Origin of the sequence: Cognatishimia activa (genome assembly GCF_017798205.1) — a bacterium.
GTDB classification, from domain to species: Bacteria; Pseudomonadota; Alphaproteobacteria; order Rhodobacterales; family Rhodobacteraceae; genus Cognatishimia; species Cognatishimia activa_A.
Genome location: NZ_CP060010.1, coordinates 1,275,599 through 1,289,886 on the forward strand (window position 1 = coordinate 1,275,599; position 14,288 = coordinate 1,289,886).

The 14,288-nt window shown below is 54.5% G+C and carries 16 protein-coding genes; 7 read left to right on the top strand and 9 right to left on the bottom strand.

Annotation, left to right across the window (positions count from 1 at the left end; translation table 11 throughout):
• Positions 1-7 precede the first annotated feature (7 nt).
• From HZ995_RS06175 to hemJ, 6 genes are all read right to left on the bottom strand, one after another.
• Positions 8-820 (bottom strand): ParA family protein, encoded by an 813-nt coding sequence (locus HZ995_RS06175; RefSeq protein ID WP_209357785.1) that lies wholly within the window; start codon positions 818-820, stop codon positions 8-10.
• Positions 813-1,436, bottom strand: a complete 624-nt coding sequence (rsmG, locus tag HZ995_RS06180) for a 16S rRNA (guanine(527)-N(7))-methyltransferase RsmG (protein WP_209357786.1) — start codon at positions 1,434-1,436, stop codon at positions 813-815. Before rsmG ends, HZ995_RS06175 begins: the two co-directional genes overlap by 8 nt.
• Positions 1,433-3,310, bottom strand: coding sequence for a tRNA uridine-5-carboxymethylaminomethyl(34) synthesis enzyme MnmG (mnmG, locus tag HZ995_RS06185; protein ID WP_209357787.1), 1,878 nt, complete (start codon positions 3,308-3,310; stop codon positions 1,433-1,435). The genes rsmG and mnmG overlap by 4 nt, the downstream gene beginning before the upstream one ends.
• Before the next feature lie 3 nt (positions 3,311-3,313).
• Positions 3,314-4,612 carry a tRNA uridine-5-carboxymethylaminomethyl(34) synthesis GTPase MnmE gene (gene mnmE, locus HZ995_RS06190; RefSeq protein WP_209357788.1) on the bottom strand — a complete coding sequence of 433 codons (1,299 nt, stop codon included), beginning with the start codon at positions 4,610-4,612 and terminating at the stop codon, positions 3,314-3,316.
• A complete protein-coding gene (gene rho, locus HZ995_RS06195) occupies positions 4,612-5,883 on the bottom strand; it encodes a transcription termination factor Rho (RefSeq protein WP_209357789.1) in 1,272 nt (423 codons plus the stop codon). The genes mnmE and rho overlap by 1 nt, the downstream gene beginning before the upstream one ends.
• Before the next feature lie 125 nt (positions 5,884-6,008).
• Positions 6,009-6,458, bottom strand: coding sequence for a protoporphyrinogen oxidase HemJ (hemJ, locus tag HZ995_RS06200; RefSeq protein ID WP_209357790.1), 450 nt, complete (start codon positions 6,456-6,458; stop codon positions 6,009-6,011).
• A 413-nt stretch (positions 6,459-6,871) separates the two neighbouring features.
• Between hemJ and HZ995_RS06205 the strand changes: the two genes are divergently transcribed.
• Genes HZ995_RS06205 through dnaQ form a run of 4 tightly spaced genes read left to right on the top strand, consistent with a single transcriptional unit; the run spans position 6,872 to position 9,615 of the window.
• Positions 6,872-7,471: a Maf family protein gene (locus HZ995_RS06205; RefSeq protein ID WP_209357791.1), complete on the top strand. Its 600-nt coding sequence runs from the start codon at positions 6,872-6,874 to the stop codon at positions 7,469-7,471.
• A complete protein-coding gene (locus HZ995_RS06210) occupies positions 7,468-8,301 on the top strand; it encodes a shikimate dehydrogenase (RefSeq protein ID WP_209357792.1) in 834 nt (277 codons plus the stop codon). The genes HZ995_RS06205 and HZ995_RS06210 overlap by 4 nt, the downstream gene beginning before the upstream one ends.
• Positions 8,298-8,891 (top strand): dephospho-CoA kinase, encoded by a 594-nt coding sequence (gene coaE / locus HZ995_RS06215; RefSeq protein WP_209357793.1) that lies wholly within the window; start codon positions 8,298-8,300, stop codon positions 8,889-8,891. Before HZ995_RS06210 ends, coaE begins: the two co-directional genes overlap by 4 nt.
• Complete coding sequence (gene dnaQ / locus HZ995_RS06220; protein WP_209358177.1) at positions 8,884-9,615, top strand: DNA polymerase III subunit epsilon; 732 nt, start codon at positions 8,884-8,886, stop codon at positions 9,613-9,615. The genes coaE and dnaQ overlap by 8 nt, the downstream gene beginning before the upstream one ends.
• Positions 9,616-9,722: 107 nt before the next feature.
• Here dnaQ and secB read toward each other — a convergent pair whose 3' ends face one another.
• Complete coding sequence (gene secB / locus HZ995_RS06225; protein ID WP_209357794.1) at positions 9,723-10,217, bottom strand: protein-export chaperone SecB; 495 nt, start codon at positions 10,215-10,217, stop codon at positions 9,723-9,725.
• 55 nt (positions 10,218-10,272) lie between these two features.
• On the bottom strand, positions 10,273-10,782 hold the full coding sequence (locus tag HZ995_RS06230; protein ID WP_209358178.1) for an FxsA family protein: 510 nt from the start codon (positions 10,780-10,782) through the stop codon (positions 10,273-10,275).
• A gap of 103 nt (positions 10,783-10,885) precedes the next feature.
• Here HZ995_RS06230 and HZ995_RS06235 point away from each other — a divergent pair, with 103 nt between their 5' ends.
• Genes HZ995_RS06235 through HZ995_RS06245 form a run of 3 tightly spaced genes read left to right on the top strand, consistent with a single transcriptional unit; the run spans position 10,886 to position 13,166 of the window.
• Complete coding sequence (locus HZ995_RS06235) at positions 10,886-11,542, top strand: Tim44/TimA family putative adaptor protein (protein WP_209357795.1); 657 nt, start codon at positions 10,886-10,888, stop codon at positions 11,540-11,542.
• Between the two features lie 23 nt (positions 11,543-11,565).
• Positions 11,566-12,576, top strand: a complete 1,011-nt coding sequence (gene mltA, locus HZ995_RS06240; protein WP_245168797.1) for a murein transglycosylase A — start codon at positions 11,566-11,568, stop codon at positions 12,574-12,576.
• Entirely contained in the window at positions 12,573-13,166 is a 594-nt protein-coding gene (locus tag HZ995_RS06245) for a Smr/MutS family protein (RefSeq protein WP_209357796.1), read from the top strand. The genes mltA and HZ995_RS06245 overlap by 4 nt, the downstream gene beginning before the upstream one ends.
• Here HZ995_RS06245 and HZ995_RS06250 read toward each other — a convergent pair.
• The gene (locus HZ995_RS06250; RefSeq protein ID WP_209357797.1) at positions 13,163-14,284 is read right to left on the bottom strand and encodes an alpha/beta hydrolase; all 1,122 of its coding nucleotides are present in this window, start codon (positions 14,282-14,284) and stop codon (positions 13,163-13,165) included. The genes HZ995_RS06245 and HZ995_RS06250 overlap by 4 nt on opposite strands.
• Positions 14,285-14,288 lie beyond the last annotated feature (4 nt).

A 14,288-nucleotide genomic window follows, 5' to 3' on the forward strand; every position in this document is an offset into this window, starting at 1 on the left:
CTTATCGTTATTGTGCGGCAACCATCATGTGTTTTTGCAGCAGCTCCTGCGCCAAATCGCGATATGCCATCGCACCCTTTGACTGCGGATCATACTGCAAGACCGACTGCGCAAAAGACGGGGCTTCGGAGACCCGTACATTTCTAGGTATTTTCGTTTGGAAAACCAGATCGCCCAGATTGTCCCGCGCGTCCTCTTCGACCTGTTGCGACAGGTTATTGCGCGCATCAAACATTGTCAGAACAACGCCCTCAATCCGAAGATTTGGGTTCGCGGTCTGACGTACCTCTCGCACTGACAGCATAAGCTGAGACAAGCCCTCTAGAGCAAAGAACTCTGACTGCAGCGGGATCAGCACGGAATGTGCCGCGACCATCGCGTTGACCGTCAAAAGGTTCAACGACGGTGGGCAATCGATCAGGATGTAATCCAATTCATAGCGGTCCATATCGGGTTGCCGCAAAGCGTCATGCAAAAGGAAGCTGCGCTTTTCCGTCGCCATCAACTCAATATCCGCAGAGCTGAGGTCGACTGTTGCCGGAACAATGAAAAGATCTGAGGATTCCGTGGGCAAAATCACCTCTTCCAAAGAGACGTCGCCCACCAAAAGATCATAGGTCGTGAACCCCCGATCTTCGGGATCCACCCCAAGACCGGTAGACGCATTGCCTTGCGGATCCAAATCGACAACCAGAATGCGAGCGCCCTTCTCGGCCAAAGCTGATGCCAGGTTGATGGTCGTGGTTGTCTTGCCAACCCCACCCTTTTGGTTCGCAATTGCGATAATTTTCGGTGTATTGCCTCGGATAGGATCAGACACGACGTATATCTCCGATCTTTAAAATAACTGCGCCCTCTTGCGTATTACTTGTAATCGCCTCGCAGCTGAAAGACCACGATTCCTCTGCGGCCAAGACTTCTTTTTTCCAGTTCACACCCTTGGGAAAAATCGCCGTTCCGCCGGTGCGCAGGTGCAATTCCGAAAACTCTAACAATTTTGCGAGGTCACTGAGGGCTCGAGCGGACAGAATATCAGCATTTTGAGCGTCTGCGCTTTCAATTCTCTGACAAATAACTTGCCCAGGAACCCCCATTTCGCGCAAAGCGCTTCGCAAAAACGAACATTTTCGGATGTCGCTCTCAATCATGGTCATTTTCAAATCAACATCTAGGTCCGGCGCGCAGGCCGCGATCACCAATCCCGGAAATCCTCCACCGCTCCCGATGTCCACCCAATGTGTGAGTGACTGCAACGAAATGCAGCTTAGAATTTGAGCAGAATCAACGATGTGTCGCTCCCAAAGATTTGGGATGGTTTGGTTTGACACGAGATTAATGCGCTTGTTCCACTTGACCAACAAGGCTGAAAGAACTTCCAATCTTTCGAATGTTTCACGTGAAACATTGAGATCGGCAGGTGAGTAGCTGGAACTCACGCGGACTTCTCCTGCCTTCTGGAGTCTTGACGTAATTTCGCAAGAAGTAGCGTCAAGGCAGCGGGCGTCATGCCATCAACACGGGCTGCCTGCGCTAGGTTACCTGGCCTCGCGCGCGAAAGTTTCAGCTTCAACTCATTCGAGAGCCCATCCAATCCGTCATAGGAAAAGTCTGACGGGATCTTCTGCGCTTCATCTTTCCGCAGAGACGCGACTTCTTTGTTTTGCCGTTCGATATAGTTCGAATAGAGGGCATCCTTCGAAAGCTGATCCTGAATTTCTGGCTCCAGACGTGACAGGCCAGAAATCAGTGGTTCGAGATCTGCCATCTCTACATTCGGAAAGGCCAAAAGCTGAAATCCACTACGTCGATTGCCGTCACTATTAACTTCGATACCGACAGCTTGTGCCTGCTTTGGAGTGAAAGTTTGATCGGACAAGAGAGACTTTCCTTCATTCAGAGCATCCATCTTGCGACTGAAAGCACTTTTGCGCTCTTCTCCAACGAGGCCGATTTCAATACCCATTCCGGTCAATCTCTGGTCCGCGTTGTCAGCACGGAGTGACAGTCGGAATTCGGCGCGAGACGTAAACATTCTATATGGCTCGGTCACGCCGCGCGTGACGAGGTCGTCAATCATAACACCAATATAACTGTCCGCTCGACTGAATAAGAGTGGATCGTGCCCCATTGCTTCCAATGCGGCATTGGCACCCGCAACCAGACCCTGAGCCGCAGCTTCCTCGTATCCGGTGGTTCCGTTGATCTGTCCGGCCAGGTAAAGTCCTGGCACGTCTCGCACAGACAACCGCATGTCGAGGGATCTGGGATCTACATAATCGTACTCAATCGCATAGCCAGGCTGAAGGATCTTAGCGTCCTCAAGGCCATAAATCGAATGGACGTATTGTTCCTGAACATCGGCAGGCAGCGACGTTGAAATTCCGTTCGGGTACACTGTGTGATCTGATAATCCTTCAGGCTCTAGAAAGACCTGATGGGAGTCCTTATCGCCAAACCTCACGATCTTGTCTTCGATAGAGGGGCAGTACCTTGGTCCTACTCCGTCAATATGCCCACCGTACATCGCGGAACGCTCCAGGTTCGTGCGGATGATGTCGTGAGTGTTCGAATTTGTATGGGTGATACCGCAGTTTACCTGCCGAGCCTCTGGCGTTTTGTTCAGAAATGAAAACATAACTGGGTCGTCATCGCCCGGCTGGGATCCCAAAATGTCCCATTTTATCGTGCGACCGTCCAGCCTAGGAGGCGTCCCGGTCTTTAAACGCCCCAATGGAAGTTCAAAACCATCGATCCGCTCGGCCAACTTCACAGATGGCGCATCCCCCATGCGACCGCCGGGTTTGGACACGTCTCCGATATGGATGACGCCACGTAGGAAAGTTCCAGTCGTCAACACCACTGCTGACGCGTGAATGTCTGAGCCATCAGCCAAACGAACACCCCGAACGGCTTCGCCCACCATCAAGAAGTCAGCGACCTCACCCTCTACGATGTCCAAACCGGTCTGTGCTTCCATTTCCTGAAGCATCCGCTCGCGATATATCTTTCGGTCTGCCTGAGCACGGGGCCCCTGAACCGCAGGGCCTTTTCTCCGATTTAGCAGGCGGAACTGGATACCAGCCGCATCCGCGACACGTCCCATAACTCCATCAAGTGCGTCGATCTCGCGAACCAAGTGGCCTTTACCCAATCCGCCGATCGCAGGATTGCAGGACATGACACCAATGCCTGATCGTTTCAACGTAACAAGCGCCGTCCTCGCGCCCAATCGCGCAGAGGCCGCAGCAGCGTCACAACCGGCGTGACCCCCGCCAACAACAATGACATCAAAATGTTTCACGTGAAACACTCCTTACTTTCCGATGCAGAAACTCGAGAATATTTCATCCAGGAGATTTTCGACATCAATACGGCCCACAATCGAATCCAAAGCCCAAACGGCCGAACGCAAATCATCCGCGCCAAGGTCGTAAAATTCTTCGCCATTCGAGATATGACCCATGGCTGAAAGGATGCTCTGTTCTGCAGACTTCATAGCTACTCTATGGCGTTCGCGAGATGCAACTCCGGAACGCGCGGATCTCTGCGCAAGTGTGTCGGATATGCGCTCGACCAATTCAGACACGCCCTGCCCTGTCACCGCAGAGATCGCCGACCCCGTTGCGCCTGACAGATCCGACTTGGACCGCAAAAGAATATCATCGGCCGCTAGCGAGACTTCAACGTCCTCGTCGCCTGCGACAAGATACACACGCAAATCAGCCTGCTCCGCGCGTTGTTTTGCCCGCTCGATTCCGATGCCCTCAACGACATCTTCCGTCGCCCTCAAACCCGCTGTATCCAAGACAGTCACCGGCAGACCGTTCAGGTCCATCCTGACCTCAATCACATCCCGCGTGGTTCCGGCGATTTCAGAGGTAATCGCAGCGTCTCGACCGGCTAAGGCATTAAGAAGAGTAGACTTACCGACATTAGGCGCGCCAAGAATCGCCACTTCAAAACCACTGCGGATCCGCTCTGCGACGGAAACACCGGCTATCTCGGAGCGCAGTTTCTCTACGGTTTTCTCTAGTAAAAAATTAACCTCGGGCGTTACGTCGACGGGCACATCTTCGTCAACGAAATCAATCGTCGCCTCGATCAAAGCTGCCGCGCGGATGAGATCCTGACGCCAGACCTCTGCAGTTTTTCCCAGATCACCAGACAGAACGCGCAAGGCCTGACGACGTTGCGCTTCGGTTTCCGCCTCTATCAAATCCGCAAGGCCTTCGACCTGAGCCAAATCCATGCAGCCGTTTTCCAAAGCCCGCCGCGTGAATTCGCCTGGCTCTGCCAAGCGAAGCCCCTCGATGTCCGAAAGAACCCGCAGCACCTGATTCACAACCGCGACCGATCCATGCAGTTGGAGCTCTAGGACAGCCTCGCCGGTAAATGACGCTTTCTCTGGGAAATAGAGCACGAGGGCCTCGTCCAGTCGGACTCCGGTGGGATCCCGCAACACCCGAAGCTGCGCGACTCGCGGCTTGGGCATCTCACCAAACAGAACTTCAGCGGCATCAAAAATGCCAGCACCAGACAGCCGAACGACAGCGACCCCCGCTTTACCGGGGGCCGTGGCCAGTGCAAAAATTGTGTCGGATGCGACAGTCATTAGGCATTCATGGAATCAAAGAACTCGCCGTTAGTCTTGGTCTGTTTCAGCTTACCCAACAGGAATTCGATGGCATCCGTGGTGCCCATCGGATTGAGGATCCGGCGCAGAACGAAGGTTTTCTGCAGGTCTTTCGGATCGACCAAGAGGTCTTCTTTCCGGGTGCCGGACTTGAGAATATCAATCGCTGGGAAGACACGCTTGTCGGCGATCTTACGATCCAGAACGACTTCAGAGTTACCGGTGCCTTTGAATTCCTCAAAGATAACTTCGTCCATCCGAGAGCCTGTATCAATCAGTGCGGTCGAGATGATGGTCAACGAACCACCCTCTTCGATATTCCGCGCAGCACCAAAGAAACGCTTAGGACGTTGCAGCGCGTTTGCGTCCACACCGCCGGTCAGAACCTTACCCGAGGACGGCACGACGGTGTTAAACGCCCTACCAAGTCTTGTGATCGAATCAAGCAAGATCACAACATCTCGTTTATGCTCGACCAAACGCTTGGCTTTTTCGATGACCATTTCGGACACAGCAACGTGACGTGTGGCAGGTTCGTCAAAGGTCGATGAAATCACTTCGCCCTTCACAGAGCGCTGCATGTCGGTGACTTCTTCGGGGCGTTCGTCGATCAAGAGAACGATCAAATAGCACTCGGGATGGTTGGCTTCGATCGAATGCGCGATGTTCTGCAGGATCACGGTTTTACCGGTCCGCGGCGGCGCCACGATCAAAGACCGCTGACCTTTACCAATCGGCGCGACCAGATCGATCACACGCGCGGATTTATCCTTGATGGTCGGATCTTCGATCTCCATCTTCAGACGTTCATCCGGATAGAGCGGCGTCAGGTTATCAAAGGCAATCTTGTGCTTCGCCTTCTCTGGCGATTCAAAATTGATCTGCGTGACCTGCGTCAGCGCGAAATAGCGCTCGTTGTCATCCGGCGCTTTGATGACACCGTCGATGGTATCGCCCGTGCGCAAAGAATGCTGGCGGATCATCTCTGGGCTGACATAGATGTCATCGGGACCTGGCAGATAGTTCGCTTCGGGTGAGCGCAGGAAACCAAAGCCATCCTGCAAGACCTCAAGCACACCATCGCCCGAGACTTCCCATCCCTCATCCGCACGCTCGCGCAGAATTTGGAACATCATCTCGCCCTTACGCATGGTCGAGGCGTTTTCGATTTCCAGCTCTTCGGCCATTGCGAGCAAGGCTTTGGGGCTTTGCGCCTTCAGATCGGAAAGCGCGAGTTTATTCTCGGACATAGAGACACCCTAGACAGCCTCACGTGAGGCCAGATTAGATTTTCATTTCATCAGGAAACACATGGCCCGGACGGGCCTGTTGGAACCTTAGATATAGGTTTTCACGTGTGAGTCAAATCACCGCGTCAGAATTTCACCACCACAGAGAGCACGATCAACACCATCAGCAAGGTCGGCACTTCGTTCATCATGCGGTACTGACGACCAGTCAGCTTATTTTCGCCCTTCTCAAAGTCTTTGCGCCGGGCCATCAGCCAATGGTGAAACCAGGTCATTCCAAGAATACCGACAAGCTTCGTATAGGGCCACACAGCGCTCCAATCCACGATCCCCGGGGTAAGCGCCAAAAGAAGACCAAAGAGCCATACAGCCCCGCTTGCAGGCCCTATGATCACTTTCAGGAGCTTGTACTCCATGATCTGGAAAGTCTCATCAAGTTGATCCCCCTTCTTAGCCCGCTCCACGTGATACACATAGAGACGCGGCAAATAGAAAAGACCCGCCATCCAGGCGATCACAGACATAATGTGAAAGGCTTTGATCCAAGGATAGGAAATAGCCAGGATATCGGACATGTCTTGGGGCCTGCTCTGATCACTCTCAATAATAATAAATATATATAGAAAGAAAGATGATTTGGTAGTGCGACAATTTTCTGTGGATTATCGAGTTTTACGGACCTTACCCACAGGGGTATAAAAAGCATCTCAAATTGGAATTCTCACGGGGAAACCATTAGAATCCACAATTAAACTCATAAATTCAATAGCTTATGAATTGTGGCAGAAATGTGGCCGTGTGGATAATTCCTTGTATAAAAATTGCAGTCGCCCGGTTTTCACATATAGACAGTTATCCATATCCAGCGCGGAGAAGATTGGAATATCACCCCCGAAATATCCTCTATCGCGGGGATGCTTTATCTGTCACTGACTCCTCAACAAAGAATACACGCAGACTTGCACGGTTTTTGCACCAAGTTACCCACATGACCCAAAGTTTGATCCTTGCTTCATCTTCCGAGATCCGCGCGCAGCTTTTGCGCAATGCGGGCGTATCTTTTGACGTAAAACCCGCCCGTGTGGATGAAGAGCTTATCAAGCAAAGTCTCATTGCCGAAGGTCACACACCACGGGATATCTCGGATGCTTTGGCCGAAGCAAAGGCTTTGCGCGGCAGTGCGAAATCGCCGGGGGCTTTGGTTGTGGGCTGCGATCAGGTGCTTGATCTCGAGGGGCGGCTCTTGTCTAAACCCGCGTCCGTTGATGAGGCCCGTGCACAGCTTCTTGCCCTGCGGAATAAACGACATACGCTTTATTCGGCCGCGGTGATTTGCGAGGACGGCAAGCCGATCTGGCGGCATATTGGTCAGGTAAGATTGTTCATGCGGGACTTTTCTGAGGCCCATCTGGACGGATATCTCGCGCGCAACTGGGACTCTGTTCAGTATTCGGTCGGAGGCTATAAATTGGAAGAAGAAGGCATCCGTTTGTTTGCGCGGGTGGATGGCGATTATTTCAACGTGCTTGGCTTGCCGCTATTGGAACTTTTGTCCTTCCTGACTCTCAGAGGAGATCTGCCCAAATGAGTGATCCAAAGATCCCACTGGCCGGCGTAATCGGTCATCCGATCGCCCATTCCAAATCCCCGAAACTGCACGGGTACTGGCTGAAGGAACATGGGCTTGAGGGGCATTATGTGCCGATCGATGTGGCGCCAGAAAACCTCGAGGCCGTTCTGCGTATGATGCCCAAGATGGGGTATGTCGGCGCGAATGTGACCATTCCTCACAAAGAACGCGCCTTGGAAATTGCGGATCAAGTGACCGACCGCGCGACATTGATCGGGGCGGCAAATACGCTGATTTTCCTCGAGGATGGAAAAATTCTTGCCGATAATACAGATGGTTACGGGTTTATTCAAAACCTCAGGAATGGTGCACCTGATTGGGATCCAACCGCAGGCGCGGCTGTTGTTCTGGGCGCAGGTGGTGCCGCGCGGGCGGTTTTGGCCTCGCTTTTGGACGTTGGTGTTCCTGAAATTCTGCTGTCCAACAGAACCCGCGCCCGCGCAGAGCAATTGCGCGATGATTTCGGCGCGCGCATCAAGGTGATCGAGTGGGTGCAGGCCGGCAATGTCATGGAAGACGGGGCGACCGTTGTGAACACGACCTCGTTGGGTATGATCGGTAAACCCGAATTGCGGGTGCCTTTGGATGGATTGAACGCGGATGCTGTGGTGACCGATTTGGTTTACACGCCTTTGATGACAAACTTCCTGGAAACCGCACAGGCAAAAGGATGCACGACCGTCGATGGTTTGGGCATGTTGCTGCATCAGGCGGTTCCCGGTTTTGAGCGTTGGTTCGGCCCGCGTCCCGAAGTGACGGATGACGTGCGCCGAGTGATGCTGAGATGACTTTTAAACTGGGATTGACCGGCTCCATCGGTATGGGGAAATCCACCACGGCCAAGATCTTTGCTGATCTGGGTTGCGCGGTCTGGGATGCGGATGCGGCAGTGCATCGGTTATATTCCAAGGGTGGCGCGGCTGTTGCGCCTTTGGCAGATTTGTTCCCGTCGGCCGTGCAGGACGGCGCTGTGTCTCGCGATGTGCTAAAGTCCCTGATTTCAGAGGATTCCACCGTTCTGAGCGCTCTGGAAAAGATCGTGCACCCGTTGGTGGCTCAGGACCGGGCAGATTTCATTGCGCAGAGCAACGCGGATGTAACAGTTTTGGATATTCCATTGCTGTTTGAAACCGGATCAGAAGGGACAATGGACGCGGTTGTCTGCGTTTCCGTGCCGCCTGACGTCCAGGAAGCGCGGGTTTTGGCGCGTGGCACTATGACCAAAGAGACATTTGAGGCAATCCGCGCAAAGCAAATGCCCAACGATGACAAATGCGCCCGTGCCGATTACGTTGTGATCACCGACACTTTGGATCACGCCAAATCGCAGGTGGACATGATCCTAAGCACCATCAGAAAAGGCCTAAATGATGCGTGAAATCGTATTGGATACGGAAACCACCGGATTTGACCCCGAATCTGGTGATCGCATCGTGGAAATCGGCTGTGTTGAGCTGAATAACCATATGCCGACGGGCGAGACCTATCACGTCTATATCAATCCCGAACGGATGATGCCCGAAGAGGCTTTTGGCGTGCATGGCATTGGCCCGGACCTGCTGGAACCGCCGCGAGATCCGGAACCTGGACAGGTCTTGCTGCGCGACAAGCCGGTCTTTGCCAAAGTGGGCCAGAGCTTTCTGGATTTTGTCGGCGACGCGAAGCTCGTGATCCACAATGCCGCCTTCGACATGAAGTTCCTGAACGCGGAACTAAAATGGATGAATCTGCCGCAACTGCCGTGGGAACGGGCGGTCGATACGCTGGCGATTGCGCGCAAAAAATTCCCGGGCTCTCCGGCGTCATTGGACGCTTTGTGCCGTCGTTTTGGTATCGACAACAGCAACCGGACTTTGCACGGCGCGCTTTTGGACTCCGAAATTCTCGCCGAAGTTTATCTAGAGCTGATCGGCGGGCGTCAGCCGGATTTCGCTCTGTCAAATGTGGCTGGCGCAGGTGGAACAGGCCCCGCAGCAGACGACTGGCGGCCGCAACCGCGCAGCACTCCCTTACCGTCTCGGATCACAGACGAAGAGCGTGCCGCGCACAGTCAATTCGTTGAAAAGATGGGAGAAGATGCGCTCTGGGCGAAACTGTCCTGACGCGCGGAACCCGGAAATTTTGAAAATTTCCGACGTCGATGTCTTTGAAAGACATCGTCTCAAAGACATCATAGAGGGCGCTCCGATCAGGAACGCCCGCCAATTGCTTAAGCGTCGAGCTTCTTCTCGCCAGCCGCCGCCTGTGCCGCCGCCAATTGCTGACGATAAAGCGCAACAAAGTCGATTTGATCTAGGTTCAGCGGCGGGAAGCCACCGTCGCGCGTGATGTCGGACACGATCCGGCGCACGAATGGGAAAATCTGACGTGGGCATTCGATCAACAGGAACGGATGTAGCTGTTCCTGTGGTACGCCTTCAACTTGGAAGATGCCGACATAATCCAGTTCCAGCACGAAAAAGACATCATCGCCCTCTTTCGCCTTCGAGGTGATGTTCAGCTTCATGCTGATGTCGAACTGATGCTCGGTCGGACGCTTCTTCGCGTCCAAAGTCACCTGCACCTGAATGTCAGGCTGAACTTCACCCGTCACACCCTTTTGAGCGAGGATGTTTTCAAAAGAAATGTCGCGGATGAACTGACCCAGCACGTTCATCTTGACTTGCGGCGCCTGTGGCGCGGCTGCGCCTTCGGTCTCTGCCATATTCGTCTCCACTGTTAAAACTTGCGCGGAGGCTTAGCAGGTCCGCGAGGGACCCTCAATGCTTGGTCCAGCCAGAAGGCGGATGCGTTGGTTTTTTGCCAGAGTCTGTGTCGACATCCACGTCCATATCCATGAATTCGCCGTCAATCACGTCATCCTTGCCGGTGCGCGCCCGGAAATGCATGGAATTACCGTCGCCCATGGTCTGAAACCCCTGCACATGCGCGCGGGTCTTGGCGTAATTGATGATCGCCAGCCGCACGGGCGGCATCAACAGGGCAAAACCCACCGCATCGGTGAAAAACCCGGGCGTCAAAAGCAAGGCGCCAGCAAAGAGGATCATCGCCCCATGGGCCAGATGTTCCGTCGGATCACTCAGTTGTGAAAAGCTCTGACGCAGGTTTGCAAGTGCTGCGAATCCCTGCGCGCGCACCAGATATGTGCCCAGAATCGCCGTGATAATCACGATCGCCAAAGTTGGAAAAAGTCCAATGGCCCCGCCGACTTGCACGAAAAGCGCGATCTCGACCAACGGAACGGCCAAAAAGGCCACAAACAACCACATTTTCATCCACTCCTTGGCGGTTTCGGCTAAGGTGGACTTGATTGCCCACCTGACCTACATAAGTCCCCTAGGACACAGTTTAAATAGTCTACATGAGGACCGCATGAATTCGCCGATTATCCAGCTTTTGGTGCTAGCAGGCATTGCCATCTTTTTGATCCTGCGCCTGCGCAACGTGCTGGGCACACGTGATGGCTATGAGCCGCCACGCGAAATGTCGGCGCCTGCTGCGCGTCGCACCCCTGATTTCGAAGTGATCGAAGGCGGGCCGGATCTTGATATCGTCGATCACGTCCCAGAGGACAGCGATGCGGCCAAAGCCCTCGCGAGCATGAAGGCCGCCGAGCCAAGCTTTGGCGTGAGCGATTTCCTTGGCGGCGCGAAGGGTGCTTATGAGATGATCCTCATGGGCTTTGAAAACGGCGACATTGATCAGATCAAGCCGTTCATCTCTGAAGAGGTTTATGAGGCCTTCCTCAGCGTGATCGCCGCCCGCGAAGATCAGGGCCTGACTGTCGATGCGCAATTCATCGGCGTGCGCGAGACCACTCTGGTGGATGCAACTTTTGATGACGCCTCGCGAATGGCCGAAGTCACTGTGCGTTTTGTGGGTGAACTGGTCTACGCCGTCCGCAATGAGGCCGGCGAGATCGTTGAAGGCGACGAAAAGCAAAGCAAGAAACAAAAGGACGTCTGGACCTTTGCGCGCAGCATGGGCTCGGATGATCCAAATTGGCAGCTGGTCGCTACATCCGAGTAACCCTTGCCGCGTGGCTTGGGGTTGTGCTTTGGGGCGCTGGTGATCCGCGCCCCGCACAGGCTGAAACGGACTATCAAATTCTGGATTTTGACGACCTGAACGGGTGGGCGGCAGACGATCATCGCGCCGCCCTTTCTGCCTTTATGGAGACCTGTCCAGACCTTAAGGACCAGGACTGGCGCACGCTCTGCGCCATTGCGCCGAGTTTTGGGGATGCGACGCTTTTCTTTGAGCTCTTGTTTCGTCCGGTGGAGATTTCCGACAAACGCGCGGCTCTGTTCACTGGATATTTTGAACCGGAAATGAATGGGTCGCGCGTGCAAACCGCGCGTTTCCGCTATCCGGTCTATCGCAAGCCCCCTGAGGTGCGGGAAGGCACGCTCTGGAAATCCCGGCGCGAGATCGAAACCACGGACATCATGAAAAACCGTGGCCTCGAGATTGCTTGGGTGGATGATCCGACCGCCTTGTTTTTCACCCAGATCCAAGGGTCAGGGCGCATCCGTTTGCAGGATGGCAGCTACATCCGTCTGGGATATCGCGCCTCAAACGGGTTCCGCTATCGCTCGGTTGGCGCGGAATTGGTGCGGCGGGGGATTTACCAGCCGCATCAGGTCTCAGCCAAAGTCATTGGCAATTGGGTGCGTCGCAATGGTGCCGCCGGAGAAGAACTATTGCGTCACAATCCGGGTTATGTGTTTTTCCGTGTGATCCGCAATGTGCCCGCCGAAAAGGGACCGCTGGGTGCGATGAACCGCCCCCTGACAAAACTCCGGTCTGCTGCTGTGGACCCGCGCTATGTGAAACTCGGCGCGCCGGTTTGGATCGAAAAGCGTGGTGCCGATCCGATCAATCAGCTCTTTATCGCGCAGGACACCGGATCCGCGATCAAAGGCGCGCAACGGGCGGATATCTTTTTCGGCACCGGCGAGGCGGCAGGCCAGGCCGCAGGACGCTTGCGTGATCCGGGGCGGATGATAGTACTGCTGCCGATTCAGCGCGCTTATGCGTTGTTGCCCGAGACGGTGATGTGACCAAACGCAAACTCAGCAAAGACGAACAGGACCTTTGGCAGAAAGTGGCAAAGACCGCAGATCCTCTGCATGATCTGCCGCCCAACTTCGCGCCAAAGACAGCCCTGCCAAAACGCATCGAGGTCTCAAAACCCGAGGCCCAAGCGTCTTTATCAAAGTTCAAGATCGGCGCGAAGTCCCGCGGTGCGACGCCTGGAAACAACCTCGCCCCAACCCTGTCCGAGCGTCTGGCCGAGGAACCGGTCCGTATGGACCAAAAAGCCTTTCAACGCCTGAAACGTGGTCGCCTCTATCCCGAAGCGCGCATCGACTTGCACGGGATGACTTTGGATCAGGCCCACCCTGCCCTCACTGGCTTCGTGATGCGATCCTACGCAGAAGGCATGCGGCTGGTTCTGGTAATCACAGGCAAAGGAAAAGCGCGCGATGACGGAGGCCCGATCCCCGTGCGCTTTGGCGTTTTGAAGCATCAGGTGCCGCAGTGGCTGAAGATGGCGCCTTTGGGCCCAATCGTTTTGCAAGTGACCGAGGCGCATCAAAAGCACGGTGGGTCTGGCGCTTACTACGTCTACCTCAGACGCGTGCGTTAATCCGACGCCCGCTGCGGGAACAAGATCCATTGAACCGCGTTTTCCGCCCGCTTCAGAGTAGACCCCAGCAACTGCCCACTCGCGCGCAGCTCAGTGTTGCCAAAGACCTGCGAATTGATTGCCTGTTCAAGCTGCGGGTCGCTCAGAAACTCCATCAACTCAGCGGATGATCCGACGGTGAAATGATCCCCTCCGCGTCCATTGCTAAACTCGGTCACATCAATCACGAGGATCGGGTAATCCCGCAACTGCTCAATGTCGCTTTCTCGGCCCAGACGTTGAGGGCGGCCGTTGACCAGCTCTGAAATCTCCAACGCGCGGTCGCGTTGCGAGACAAACACAACAAAGGGTTGCGGCAGGTTCGGGATCCGCGCGAGCTGGCTGTGGAAGACGTCGATATCAATGTCAGGCGAGATCAGTACGACGCCTTGTAGGTTGCGTTTAGACCAACCCGGGCGTTCGATTTCAATCTGACGCAAGGTCTCCATCGTCAGCATGGCGCCCATGGAGTGCGCTACCAAGAGCGTGCGTTTTGGGGCGACTTGGCTTACCGAAAACAACGTATCTTGCAGAGCATCCCGGCTGAAAATCATACTGTCGTGGTCATTGGCATAGCCCACAATCTGCGCGGCACTCGGCCAGGAAAACAACACGGATACGCCGGGTGGTTGCATGTCGTGATCGACTTGCGCCAGGCGGAACAGGCCTTCGGAATAGCTGGTGTTATAGCCGTGCACAAAAAGCGTCACATCGCGATCTGCAGAAGGGTGAGACGCAAGAGATTTCCGCAGTTCGCTTTGGAAGGTGGGTTTCGATCTCAGTTCCGTCTGCGCCGCGATTACAAAATCCCGCTCTGGATTTGGGTTACGCGCGTTTGTCTGGGTTCTGCCCGCTTCATGACTCGGCGGAACAGAGACCTGCGCTTTCAGAAAGCTTGTTGTTTCAGACCGGCTTTCATCAAATGCACCGTCCTCAGCGCGCCGCCCACGGTTGGTTGCCACATAGATCTCATGGATCGTACCGACCTCTTTGGCCTCAGGCAGGACATGAAGCGTCGCGCGATCTGCGCAGGCGCCAAGCAGTAAGATAGACGAAATCAAAAGGGCTGACGGGCGCATGGCA